Annotated in this window: 12 protein-coding genes and 1 pseudogene; 4 read left to right on the top strand and 9 right to left on the bottom strand. The window is 60.9% G+C overall.

Annotation, left to right across the window (positions count from 1 at the left end; translation table 11 throughout):
- The 3 genes and pseudogenes from AB7F49_RS34485 to AB7F49_RS34475 form a co-directional block, all read right to left on the bottom strand.
- A pseudogene (locus AB7F49_RS34485) lies at positions 1-318 on the bottom strand (DNA primase); the annotation flags it as partial.
- A 68-nt stretch (positions 319-386) separates the two neighbouring features.
- Positions 387-2,507, bottom strand: coding sequence for a ParB N-terminal domain-containing protein (locus AB7F49_RS34480; RefSeq protein ID WP_428530820.1), 2,121 nt, complete (start codon positions 2,505-2,507; stop codon positions 387-389).
- A gap of 147 nt (positions 2,508-2,654) precedes the next feature.
- Positions 2,655-3,851 (bottom strand): DUF932 domain-containing protein, encoded by a 1,197-nt coding sequence (locus AB7F49_RS34475; RefSeq protein ID WP_428530817.1) that lies wholly within the window; start codon positions 3,849-3,851, stop codon positions 2,655-2,657.
- 171 nt (positions 3,852-4,022) lie between these two features.
- Here AB7F49_RS34475 and AB7F49_RS34470 point away from each other — a divergent pair, with 171 nt between their 5' ends.
- The gene (locus AB7F49_RS34470; RefSeq protein WP_428530814.1) at positions 4,023-4,322 is read left to right on the top strand and encodes a hypothetical protein; all 300 of its coding nucleotides are present in this window, start codon (positions 4,023-4,025) and stop codon (positions 4,320-4,322) included.
- A 146-nt stretch (positions 4,323-4,468) separates the two neighbouring features.
- On the opposite strand, the gene AB7F49_RS34465 is transcribed toward AB7F49_RS34470, so the two are convergent.
- Together AB7F49_RS34465 and AB7F49_RS34460 are read right to left on the bottom strand one after the other, a co-directional pair.
- Positions 4,469-5,731 carry a DUF2235 domain-containing protein gene (locus AB7F49_RS34465; protein WP_428530811.1) on the bottom strand — a complete coding sequence of 421 codons (1,263 nt, stop codon included), beginning with the start codon at positions 5,729-5,731 and terminating at the stop codon, positions 4,469-4,471.
- A 77-nt stretch (positions 5,732-5,808) separates the two neighbouring features.
- On the bottom strand, positions 5,809-6,858 hold the full coding sequence (locus AB7F49_RS34460; RefSeq protein WP_428530808.1) for an SAVED domain-containing protein: 1,050 nt from the start codon (positions 6,856-6,858) through the stop codon (positions 5,809-5,811).
- On the opposite strand from AB7F49_RS34460, the gene AB7F49_RS34455 reads away from it, so the two are divergent.
- A complete protein-coding gene (locus AB7F49_RS34455) occupies positions 6,826-7,365 on the top strand; it encodes a hypothetical protein (protein WP_428530805.1) in 540 nt (179 codons plus the stop codon). The genes AB7F49_RS34460 and AB7F49_RS34455 overlap by 33 nt on opposite strands.
- On the opposite strand, the gene AB7F49_RS34450 is transcribed toward AB7F49_RS34455, so the two are convergent.
- From AB7F49_RS34450 to AB7F49_RS34435, 4 genes are read right to left on the bottom strand one after another with little or no spacing between them, the layout of a single operon-like run.
- On the bottom strand, positions 7,347-8,225 hold the full coding sequence (locus AB7F49_RS34450; protein WP_428530802.1) for a CBASS oligonucleotide cyclase: 879 nt from the start codon (positions 8,223-8,225) through the stop codon (positions 7,347-7,349). The genes AB7F49_RS34455 and AB7F49_RS34450 overlap by 19 nt on opposite strands.
- On the bottom strand, positions 8,222-8,719 hold the full coding sequence (locus tag AB7F49_RS34445; protein WP_428530799.1) for a hypothetical protein: 498 nt from the start codon (positions 8,717-8,719) through the stop codon (positions 8,222-8,224). Before AB7F49_RS34445 ends, AB7F49_RS34450 begins: the two co-directional genes overlap by 4 nt.
- On the bottom strand, positions 8,716-9,189 hold the full coding sequence (locus tag AB7F49_RS34440; RefSeq protein ID WP_428530796.1) for a hypothetical protein: 474 nt from the start codon (positions 9,187-9,189) through the stop codon (positions 8,716-8,718). The genes AB7F49_RS34445 and AB7F49_RS34440 overlap by 4 nt, the downstream gene beginning before the upstream one ends.
- On the bottom strand, positions 9,186-10,061 hold the full coding sequence (locus AB7F49_RS34435) for an AAA family ATPase (protein WP_428530793.1): 876 nt from the start codon (positions 10,059-10,061) through the stop codon (positions 9,186-9,188). Before AB7F49_RS34435 ends, AB7F49_RS34440 begins: the two co-directional genes overlap by 4 nt.
- A 259-nt stretch (positions 10,062-10,320) precedes the next feature.
- Here AB7F49_RS34435 and AB7F49_RS34430 point away from each other — a divergent pair, with 259 nt between their 5' ends.
- Together AB7F49_RS34430 and AB7F49_RS34425 are read left to right on the top strand one after the other, a co-directional pair.
- A complete protein-coding gene (locus AB7F49_RS34430; protein ID WP_428530790.1) occupies positions 10,321-10,638 on the top strand; it encodes a helix-turn-helix domain-containing protein in 318 nt (105 codons plus the stop codon).
- On the top strand, positions 10,635-11,219 hold a 585-nt coding region (locus AB7F49_RS34425), incomplete at its 3' end, for an ImmA/IrrE family metallo-endopeptidase (RefSeq protein ID WP_428530787.1). The genes AB7F49_RS34430 and AB7F49_RS34425, both read left to right, overlap by 4 nt.

Raw genomic sequence — 11,219 nt, 5'->3', positions numbered from 1 at the left:
GACATTGAGGCCAGGCAGACTGAGAAAACGTCGGGCCTCTTCGACGACCCCATGGAAATCCGCGAGGCCGCAGCTTTCGCGGATCACGTCGAGCAGATCGCCATGCTCGCCGGTCGCGGCGTCCGTCCATTTGCCGCCGGCGCCTTTGCCGGACGCCGGCCCTTTCAGGCGTACAAACATGGATCGTCCCGGCGTGTTGCGAACGTCGCCGACGATCCAGTAGCGGCCGACACGCCGCCCGTTCGACAAATATCGCCGGCACACGGTTTCGGCTTGCTCGGCGAGACGACGGGCGAGATCACAAGCTTGCGTGGACATGGCAGGCTCCAAGACGAAGAAGGCCCGCCGTTTGCCGGCGGGCCCGAGTATGATGCGTTACCCGTTAGTTACTCGGCCGCGACAGCGTGCGGGTCTATCGCAGCCGGTTCATCTTCGGCCGGGCGCTCAGCATCGGCGATGGCCGTTTCATAGCTGGTGGTCGCCAATTCCCCGCTGGTCGCCTCGATCGGTGAGTTCGAGACAGTTTCGTGCGTCGGAGAGCTTGCGGCGATTGCCCGGCCGGGTGTGCGTAACGGCTCGGGCAGCCAGCCAGAACCGGCAAGCAGTTCTTGCGCGCTCTCCGCCATCTCGCCTTTCTTGAGATGCTCGATGAGTTGCGAACCCTGCTCGCCCCTCACCTCGCGCACGGCCTCGAGGATGCGGGCCTTGGTCACACGGCCGAGATAATTGTCGACAGTCGGTGACCACCCTGCCGCAGCGACATCCAGGCTGACCGCCTCGGCGAGGCGATCGGCGTGAGCTAGAGCGCGCGGGCGCCGATTCCAGGCCTCATGCACCGCGTTGACGCTCAGCGCGACGCAATGCGCAAACAGCGCGTCACGGCTGTCGGCATCGAATGCGACGAGCGCCTCCCACAACTCGCCCGGCTCCTGCGGCAGTTGCTCGGACCATCGCCGATGCCGGTCATCGACCGCCTTCGCGATCGCAGTGTCGTTAAGGCCCGGTGCCTGGCTGCCAAAGACGACGCTCTTCGCGTCGATCTCCAGGCAGGATTCGGTCGCGTACCGATAAAAAAGCTTGAGGCAGAGCAAATGTAGTGCCGCAAGAAACGCCACGTCCGGCTTCTGGGCAAGCGCATCGCGCAAGGCAAGCGTGCGGTACGCGGTCAGCTCCGTCATTAGCCGATCGGGAATTGCCTTCGGCCCCTCGTCCTCCTCCGGCTCCTCCGAAGTGGCGGGTCCACTGCCCTCGGTCTCCGTACCTTCCGCCAACACGATATCGACAACATCCGAATCCGGGTTGGCTACCGACTCCGGCTCAGAAACGGCCGGTTCATCTTCCGGCCGGACGTAACCGCGCTCCACGCGCAGCGCGCCCGAGCCATCGATGCTGATGAACGCGCCGGCACGAGCGAGCTCTTCCGGATCGTACCTGACCGGCCGATCTTCGAATGCAGCGAGTGCCGTTTCGATTTCGCCAAGCCGCTGGTCGACCTCTTCCGGAAGCTCATCGGTATCGGAATGGGCCTGTTCGAGCTTCTCATACTCGGCCCGCAAGGCGTCGGTCGTGGCCGCCTCCTCATCGCTCATCGCGACCGGTTCGCCGGAGATGTGGCGCAACCCGTAAGTATGGCCATACGGGAAATCGATGGCGGCTTCGATCCACTTCCAGCCCTCGGCCCGCACAACATTGGTTTCGCGGGCGAGTTTTTCGCCAACGAGCTGGTCGAGCAGCACCGGATCCTGCAGCCAGCCACCGTCGTCTTGCTGGAACAGATCCCGCATGATGGCGCCGCCGGCGGCGTCGTAAGCTTCGATTCCGACGAATTGCGCGCGCTTGTCGGAAGCGCGCACGGCGCCCTCGGTCAGGAGCCGGCGAATGTAATATGGCTCCCTGGTATGCGAACGCTGCAGGGCCTCCCACACCTGCTCCTGGCGCTCATGGTCCGAACTGACCGTGAAAGCCATGAGTTGGTCGAGCGTCATGCCGTCCTCGGCGTAGACATCAAGCAGCTTCGGGGTCACGGAAGCGAGCTTAAGCCGCTGCTTGACCACCTGGACGCTGACGAAGAAGACGGTTGCGATCTCCTCCTCGCTCATGCCCTTCTCGCGCAGCGCAAGGAAGGCGCGGAACTGGTCGAGCGGATGGAGCGGCGCACGCTGGACGTTCTCGGCAAGCGAGTCCTCCTCGGCGAGACCTTCGGTGCGCACGACGCACGGAACCGGTGCGGTTCGAGCGAGGCGCTTCTGCTTCACCAGAAGCTCCAACGCGCGATAGCGGCGCCCGCCGGCCGGGACTTCAAACATGCCGGTCTCGGCGCCACCGGTGTCGAGGACCGGTCGCACTGTAAGACTCTGCAGGAGCGTGCGGCGTGCGACGTCTTCTGCGAGTTCCTCGATCGACACACCCGCCTTGATGCGGCGCACGTTCGCCTGGCTCAGCACCAGCCGATTGAAGGGAATGTCACGCGACTGGCTGAGCGTGATCTTCTGAACGGATTTTGGCATTTTAGCTTCTCCGCGACGGGTGGCCGAGAGCCTCTCTCTCGAACTCCTCACCTGTCACGAAGCAGAGCGCCGCCCTCTTCCTCTGGAGGGCGGCGCCAAAAGCATGAAATTGGAAACTTAGAAACCGGCGTTTACGTTGGATCGGCGTCAGGCTACCCGGTCGAGCAACTTCTTCGCCCGCATCTCCAGATCGAGACGAGCATCCTGGTGCGGCTTGTCGCGGGCCACGGCCGTGATGCCCTGCACAAAGTCGAAGATGCTCGCCGGCTTGCGGCCTTCCTCGGCGAGCACCGTCTCGATGATCTTCGCCGTGTCCGACTTGCCGAAGCCACGCTTGCGCAGGAATTCGGTTCGTTCCTCTTCACTGCGCGCGACGATGCGCTCCCGCGCCGTCTTGATGCCGTTCACAAAAGACATGGGTGAGGAATCGGCGAAGCGCGTCAGCGCTGGCTCCGCTTCACGCGCAAAGCGTGAGGCGGCAAATTTTGAGTGGCGGATGGTGATCTCCTCGAAATCCTCCACGCCCCAGAGATTGCGATTCTGGCAGACGGCTCGAAGATAGAAACTTGCAATCCCGAGCGTCTTGGCGCCAACCTCGGAGTTCCAGCAATAAAAGCCGCGGAAGTAGAGGTCGGGTGAGCCATCCGACAGCCGTCCCGCCTCGATCGGATTGAGGTCGTCAACCAAGAACAGGAAGACGTCGCGATCCGAAGCATACAGCGTGGTTGTATCTTTGGTGACGTCGACCCGCGGATTGTAGATGCCGGTCGACCAGTCGAGCACCCCGGGCACCTTCCAGCGCGTATCACCGATGCCGTTGCCGGCGATGCGCTGCACGGCCGCGACCAGTTCATGGTCATATATGCGGCCATAGTCGGGACCGGTGACTGCGCGCAGTTCAACGCGTCCGTCATCAACCTCAAGCGTTTTGACCAACTCCGCCCGATGCGAGGTTAGCCCGTACTGGAGGTTGATCCCGGCGAGCGGTGCAGGCAACTGACGCAGATATGTAGCCGGCGCGCCGACAAGGCTCGCGAGTTGCCCGAAACTCCAGTGGGTTGGCACGAGCGGCACATCTTCGCCGGGCAGCAGCAGCGCTAGCCCTTCCGCGTCGGCGCGGTTCGCTTCCACCCGCATCGCCGCGCTCTCCGCGGTTCGAGTGCGGCTTCGCTCGGCGCGGCCGCGCACGGCGCCGAAAAGGTCCGACAGGGACAGATACCGCTCGTCCGCCGGGCGCGAGAACCACTCTGAGGACACACGGCCGATCCGCTCACCACGGCTCACATCCACCTTGTAGCCGCCGCGTTCACCGCGAGCGGCGTCCAGCATTGTTACTTGGGTCATAGGTTGTCTCCGCGACGGGCGCCGGGAGCCTCTCTCCCAACCTTTAACCCGTCATGGAATCCACACCGAACTCTTGCTCTATTGATGCGCACTCTCAGCCCGGCGCAGACGACGTGCATCTTTCACAGGGCGCGCGCTATTGTCCCCATCACAACTGGCAGAGAGGTACTAGTGAAAGCCGACGATCCGTGCCTAGAAAAAGCGCGCCAGGAAATGATCGAACGCATAAAGAGCTACGACGAGCGGATGCTAACGGTCATAAAATGCCACCTCGGTTGTGAGGACTTTCTAAACGGGCTGCCATCAGCTGCGGGGCGGCGGTGGACGCCGCACCTCCGTTTCAGTGAGGCGCGCCACATCAAGCGTTTCGATTTTTCGGAGCGCGGCGACGTGCTCGGCTCCCAGCCGTTCCAGCTTTTCGGAGAGCACAGCGCATTCGAGGTCGATGGGGCGCGCAAATGTGTCGTCTAATGCCACAGATGTGAAACAAAGCGTTCCTTAGTCTCGCCGAGCACTGTAGACGACGCGCCAGATGTTTTCTCTGCAAATGCGGAGGTTCTGCGAGGTCAGAATTGTGACGTATCATCTTGAACCAAACTAATCGGACCGACTGCGATTCATTTCTGATCCTGGGGGCCAGCCGTCATCGAAATAATTTGAAAGCTTTGAGGCAAATTTATCGGGCGGTAGTTGGGAACCGCCTCGATCCGTCTCGTAACAGATTCATGAATAAACGCGTTCGCAGGAACGCCGCGAGGTTCAGAATTCGGCACATAGTAGCCACCGTAAGAACGACGGGCCTCCCATTCCTTGTATCGATCCGATTTCGGCAACCATTCTAAGGCGCGCCAGACTGACGTCATCGACTGATGAGGCTCACGCAAGATATCGGGGCCGACATAGGTGAAGGGACTTCCGCGCCGCCGGATCCCCCAGACTAGCTGATTGACCGCTTGCTGGTTGATTGCGAGGCCATGTGCTGCGGCCTCACTGATCATCCACAACAGTGGGAACTTAGAAAGACCACTTTCGGATTCCGGATAGCCGCCGCCGATATCAGCATGAACTCCCGCAAACCAAACCTGCTGCGCATCCTGTGGCTCACTGTTGTTTGTCTTGCTGAAGCGATTGTACATGAACATTTGGGCGTTGGCCCAGGGATGCAGCCGAAACATCCTGCGCCGCTCGTCCAGCGCGATCGCTTGACGGAAAACGCGCACACTGGGGTTGTGTCGGGTATGCGGTAGTTCCTGGAGACTGAAGGTACAGAATCGATCGGGTCGGGGCACGATGACGCTCGCAACCGTGTCCCAAACGCCAAGAAACGCGATGGTTGGCCATCTCGACGAAACGATGCGCGCAAACTGGGCCGCGCGGTCGTCCTGGGATTGTGGTTCGGGCGCTTCGTCCTCCTCATGATTGGACGAGTCCGAAGTTGCCGCGGCAACAGGCTCGCTTTCGATGGACTGTTTATAAGCGGTGAGCGCAGCGCCGGCCAAATTCTGCTGTTGGGACGCCAGCAGGCCAACCTTATGGATCAGCCCCGCTAGCATGCGAACGGCGTAGGCGCCGCGGCTGAAGCCGAATAGATAGATGGCATCCCCGTCCTCGTAGTTGTTGATTAGAAACCTGTAGGCATTAAGAACGTTGTCATCGAGCCCATAGCCGGTCGCGAGGCCCAGGACGGTAATGGTGTCTTGCTTGAGTTTGGTCCATGGGTCCGGTCGAGCTAGCGTGCCAACGCCGGGATCGTAGTATACAACTTGTGGCGGCTGCGTCTTGGACGTCTTGCGGAGCACACGATACAGCTTCAAGACATTGGAGATGTTCTCGCTGATTTCGTTTCCGGTACCGTCGCAGCAGACGACAAGGTTTTTCATCGCGCGATGCTCTCCACGTAGCGGCGCCGGCTTCCGGAACAGACAACCGCAGTCAGCCCATCACTGAGGTTGCGGCATCACGCAGCAATCGGTGGCAAACGCAGACCGGGACGGTAGGTACCGTCGGTCGCTCCCTCAAAATCCCACTCGTAGATGACGACGGGGCCGACTGCCGGCTGGTTCTGTCCGAGGAAGAACGCAAGGGTGTTCGGCGCGGCGATGAAGAAATGGGTTGCCGGTCGCGGCGCGGCGGCACGCGGAACGCTGCGCAATGCCGCAAGGACACTGTCGGCGAGAAGCTGCGCATGCTGGCCGCACACGACACTTCTACCTGATGCCCCCGCCGCAAGGCGCGCATGAAGGATACGACCGATCGTAGGAACGCCTTTCACATAAGAACGCACGTGCGTCGCGACATCGTGGGTCAGGCTTACCGCAACAGCAAGTTGCTCGCCCTCACTGACCGTCTCCAGTTCGAATTCAAATACCGGCCATGTCTCGTCGCGCGGAAGGTCATTGGGCGACCACCAGCGTCGCCCTCCCGTGCGCTGCTCAATCTCAATCGTCTTTCCCGACTTGACGTTGAGGATCGCACCGACGCCAAAGGCCAGTGACACGTGTGCATCGAGAATGAGGCGAAGATGATCGTTGTCCCGCGCGGCATCGAGGACGAACGCCTGCATTTCTGGGAACACTTTCGTGTGCCATGCTGCCTCATCGCGGATGAAACGGCCTGCGAAATGGGGCACAAGGTTCAAGATGGTGGAACATCGCGCTTCGAGATTATCGATCGGATGCATGAACGAACGGACACCGACGGATACCGGCTCGCGCTCGCGGTCTTTGTCGAAGAGGTTCTCCGTTGCGCACATGTCGCGGAATGTTTGGCGGTCGAAGTCATTACGCTTCTGCGCATGAAGTTTGGTGATAAGGTCGTCGTAGAAAAACCCTGCCTCGGAATTCGGAACCGGGAGGAGTCCTGTCGCGCGGAACCGGTCGTTGAGCCAGTCCCGCAGATCTTGTCCCGATCCGAGCCGCTGCGTAACGCCGATGGTCCGCGCCACAAGGCGTAGCGCGTCGTCGTCCAGGCCGAGATGCTCCCGCCATGCCTTGCGCATCTTTCCCATCGCGCTGGCGTCGGTCGTACCGTCGAACAGTCGCTCAAGATCGAGCGCGTGCCATTGTGTGAGAAGAGCCCGCATCAGCGGGTCATCCCGGCGCAAACTCCAATTCGTTACAAGCTTGAATCGCGCCCCAGCACCCTCCGGCGCAAATTGCACCTGGGCATCGCGAGCGCGCTGGAGGAAAGACTGAGTCTGCGCATTGGAGAAGCCGGCGTCGGTCAAGTCCGCGTAACCGAACTCATCGGGCCGCACGTGCCACTTGCATTGGAGGTGATCGCGGACAAGCGGAGCACCCGTGTGGTCCTGCGGCGGTCGGGCGGGATCATACTCGACCAACACGTCGTCAAATGCCTTGGGGCCGGTCTCGTAGGCGACACGCACAACGCCGCTCGTAGGATCGAGAAGCAGCGCAGCGTGCAGCCAGAACACGCGAGCTTGGAAGTTGTCTCCTTGTTGTCGCGCAACGACGGCTTGCGTCATGAGCAGCCCTTTCAACTCACCGGGAAGTAGCGGCCCATGACCTCACGCCACAGCGTGAGGGCCTCGCCCGTCTTGCCCTGCGCTTCAAGCCGCATAGCAAGCGACGCCTTTTTCTCTGCCGTGCGCAGGGCGCTAATAGCCTTTTGGACCAAATCGGGTGTCATCTGGTCGGAGACATGCGGCCCTAGCCCGGCCGGGTCTGGCCACGGCCCAGACAGCACCGCGGGGACTGCGGCGAAGAAGCGCTGGACCTCGCGGGCGTAGGTCGTGAAGGGTGCGTCTACCAAGTCGAGCGCCATCACCTCGATTAGGAACGATGGCTTGATCGGCTTGTCCGCCGAGCGGTTCCATCGCTTCAGCATCTTCACCAGCGGCACCCACTTGCCACCAAGCTCCTTGTTCTTGGCGGTCGCTTTCTCGGCGTGAACCTCCGGGTCCGTCTTGATCCATTTGCCGAGATCCCGGTCGGGAATTTCATAGCAATCTTCCAACTCGAACGCTGGCACGGCGTCGATTGAAAGAACCTTGCCTTCCTCGTCCTTCGTGTTCTTCTCGAACTCGACCGTGGCGCAGCGGCGCCCCGGGTCTACGGCATCTTTGCCGTATTTCTCCACAAGGCAGTCGCGAAATGCGTCCAACACCTCGTGGGGTGGCTTGTCGCGCCACTTTTTTTCCTTCTCTCCCAGAGCGAAGAAGATATCGACGTCCTTGAGCGGCTTGGTCTTAGTGTGTCGCCCGTAAGAGCCGGTGAGGAAGTCGCGGTCGATCTCGAATTTCGCCCGGATGCAGTCGCGGACCTCGGTATGCCGCTTGCTCGCGTTTTTGGCCTCCGTCTCGCTGAGTTCGAGGCGCTGACGGAAGATTTCGAACGCTTCGTTGACGGTAGTCATTTGTAGTAGATCATCGAAGCCATGATGTCGGGAGTGGCGATCACGGTGCCGGCTTCTCGAGCAGCGAGATCATTCAGTGTGAGATACGAACAAGAACTGACCCCAGCGACCGGAGCGCCGCCCGGGGCAAGCAGCAAAATCCGGTAAGTGCAGCCGACCGGCGGGCGCGGTGGCTTGTCAAAGGACTGTTGAAGAAACTGGCGATCGACCCACATTTCGTCGACGCCGTTTCCGTCATAGCGGATCGGGAAATCCCAGCGCCCGAGCGCGATGGTCGTGCCGGGCTTGTAGAACTCGATGATAAATTTCTCGAGATGACCGGACTCTAGCCACGTGCGGGCCGCCCTATCAACCCAATCAGACCACGCATCAACGAGTGCCGTTGGATCAAGGCCGTAGTGCTGCACCAACAGCTTGATCAGATTGCGCATCTTGTCCGACACGTAAGCGGCCGTGTGAACGCGCGTGTATGCTGAAACGAATGTCGAGGTCATGGCCGGTCGAGGACCCCCCAGTTGATAGTGAGCGCTTGGTTCTGCGCGTTGCTGTCGGTCGCGCTCTCCTCATCATCGGGCGGCGATGCGACGTCGTGAATGGTGATGCGCGGCGCCCGGGTCTTCAGCGTGTTGTTCATCCAGTCTACGTCACCGGGTTCGGACGGTGCGGTGATCCGCCAGTCCTGGCCGCCGGTGGGATTCCACGTCAGCGCGTCGATGTCCTTCCCAGCTTCCATCGCAGCCTCGTTGTAGAGGCAGTAGATAACCAGGCGGGGACCATTGCCTTTCACGACAATCGGACACGTCGCCGGATGTTCGTCTGCGATCAGCGATTCCATCACGCTCGCCGCCTTCTTAAGAGTGGACGCATCGACGGAGCCTTCGCCCGTGATCAGATCGACGATGGCCTGCCACGTCTCGCCGGCCGTGCGCACCGGAACGGATGCAATCTCGCGTCGAACTTTCATGCCGCTTTCTCCTCGATACGTGCGTTCGCGGCTGCGAGCTTTAAGGTCGCGAGGACGTGTTCCGCGTGAAGCTTGTTGAGGTCTTTGGCGGTTTCGATAGTGGAGGCAGCAGCCGAGACGATGGCTTTGCGCAAGCGCCGCCCGTCCATGCCGTCCGACGCGCGGACGAAAGCAGCGATCTGGCTCTTGAGGTCGGCAACCCGCGGCCACTCCTTGGCGAGCTGCTCGAGAGCATCAGCAATGATTGCCTGCCGGGCCGTCGCATCTGGCAAGCCCATATCCTCAATCCAGTCGGCGCGGGACAGCAGCGCGCGGTCGACGGCTTTAGGGAAGTTCGTGGTCGCGATCAGAAGTGTGTTGCGGTGAGTACGAGAGAGAAGATCAATGCCGGCGAGTGCGGCATCCGTCGCGCGATGCGCGTCGATCGGGTTCGCTTCGAGACTCATTCGCTGCCGGTCGGCTGCAAGTGCCTCGACTTCATCGAGAAGAACGATAACCGGGTGTGCGGCGGCAAATTCCGGGATGGTTTGCTGGAAGAGCTTCGTCACTTCCTTCTGGCTCTTCCCGTGTGAAGAGCTTCCAAGGGCATGCGGGTCGACCTGAAGAAACTGCACCTTCTTGGGTGCGAGCGCCTGTGCAACTTCGTTGGCAAGGCCACGGGCGAGCGTCGTTTTTCCGGTGCCTGGCGGGCCGGAGAGCACGATCAGGCCATGAACGGGCATGACTTCGAACGCGTAACGCTGCCGGAGTTGGAAGGAGAGAAGCGCCTGCGCCACCAAACGGGTCCGTACCATCTGGTCGATCTTGATCGCGTCCCATGCCGCGGCGAAGTCCTGCCGCGGCAACAGGTGCTGATCGCTAATAGCCTCCATTGCCGACTCCTTTCTACGGGTGTCGGCGTGTCGCCCCGCCCCCGCGGTTGTACTCCTGACAGAACTGGTGGTTCCACCAGCCCAACACAAGATGCGGAGTCTCCCTCTCCGCCATTGCTACATCTAGCGGGCGGCTCTAATATACAGGGCGAAGAAGTAACGCTACTCCGAACCTGACTTGAACCTAGGAACACGCTTGCGCGTTGTCAAGCACAGAAAGTACCGCTACTCTGAACTTGTGGAATGCGGAGGAATCTTGGTGACTGCGCTCGGCGATAGGATACGGGAACTGAGGAAGAAAAAGGGCTATACGCTTGAAAAACTTGCTGAATTGGCGGAATCCAGCAAGAGCTATATTTGGGAGCTTGAGAACAAGCAGCCGCCCCGGCCTTCAGCCGACAAGGTCGCCAAGATCGCGCGCGTTCTGGGGGTGACGGCGGAGTATCTTCTCGACCCGGACGTTACCGAGTTCGCAGACGCCACGGACGAAGCCTTCTACCGAAAATATCGCCGCATGGACCCAGCCACAAAGGAACGATTCCGCCGGATGATCGAGGTCTGGGACGAAAAAAAATGAGGGCCGCCATCCATCCACAGCGGTGGGCCAACGACCTTACCCTGCTGCTCAATGCGGTGCTCGGCGAAAACCGGTTTCCGGTGAACGTGCCGGACGTGGCGCGAGAGTTCTCGCTGAAGCGATTCCCAGATGACCCGATCACCCTCGTGCGCGGCGGTCTGCTTCCGGGTTTCGATGGGGCGCTGACGCGGGCACCGACGGGCAAGAAGGGATGGGGTATTTTCTACAACACCGCGATCGGCTCGGCGGGGCGCATCAACTTCACCCTCGCGCATGAATTCGGCCACTACCTCATGCATCGGCATGCTCACCCGAACGGAATCCGGTGTGGCGATCAGGATGTGGTCCGTTGGGATTCCGAATATGGGCAGCTTGAACATCAGGCAAATGTGTTTTCGGCAACCTTGCTCATGCCGCTGGATGACTACCGTCGCCAAGTCCCTGAACGCCGGAAAGTCGACCTCGACGTTATGTCGGGATGTGCAGACCGCTACCGGGTGTCGTTGATCGCCGCTATCCTCCGATGGCTCGAATACACGGACTACCGCGCGGTGCTGGTCGTTTCGCGAGACGGCTTCATT

Origin of the sequence: Pseudorhodoplanes sp. (assembly GCF_050250235.1) — a bacterium.
Classification (GTDB): Bacteria; Pseudomonadota; Alphaproteobacteria; order Rhizobiales; family Xanthobacteraceae; genus Pseudorhodoplanes.
This window is presented reverse-complemented; position numbering and strand designations above follow the sequence as displayed.

Coding starts and splice junctions, on each gene's coding strand:
- AB7F49_RS34480 (WP_428530820.1), bottom strand. CDS start 2,507: ATGCCAAAATCCGTTCAGAAGATCACGCTCAGCCAGTCGCGTGACATT.
- AB7F49_RS34475 (WP_428530817.1), bottom strand. CDS start 3,851: ATGACCCAAGTAACAATGCTGGACGCCGCTCGCGGTGAACGCGGCGGC.
- AB7F49_RS34465 (WP_428530811.1), bottom strand. CDS start 5,731: ATGAAAAACCTTGTCGTCTGCTGCGACGGTACCGGAAACGAAATCAGC.
- AB7F49_RS34455 (WP_428530805.1), top strand. CDS start 6,826: ATGCTCCCGCCATGCCTTGCGCATCTTTCCCATCGCGCTGGCGTCGGT.
- AB7F49_RS34460 (WP_428530808.1), bottom strand. CDS start 6,858: ATGGGAAAGATGCGCAAGGCATGGCGGGAGCATCTCGGCCTGGACGAC.
- AB7F49_RS34450 (WP_428530802.1), bottom strand. CDS start 8,225: ATGACTACCGTCAACGAAGCGTTCGAAATCTTCCGTCAGCGCCTCGAA.
- AB7F49_RS34445 (WP_428530799.1), bottom strand. CDS start 8,719: ATGACCTCGACATTCGTTTCAGCATACACGCGCGTTCACACGGCCGCT.
- AB7F49_RS34440 (WP_428530796.1), bottom strand. CDS start 9,189: ATGAAAGTTCGACGCGAGATTGCATCCGTTCCGGTGCGCACGGCCGGC.
- AB7F49_RS34435 (WP_428530793.1), bottom strand. CDS start 10,061: ATGGAGGCTATTAGCGATCAGCACCTGTTGCCGCGGCAGGACTTCGCC.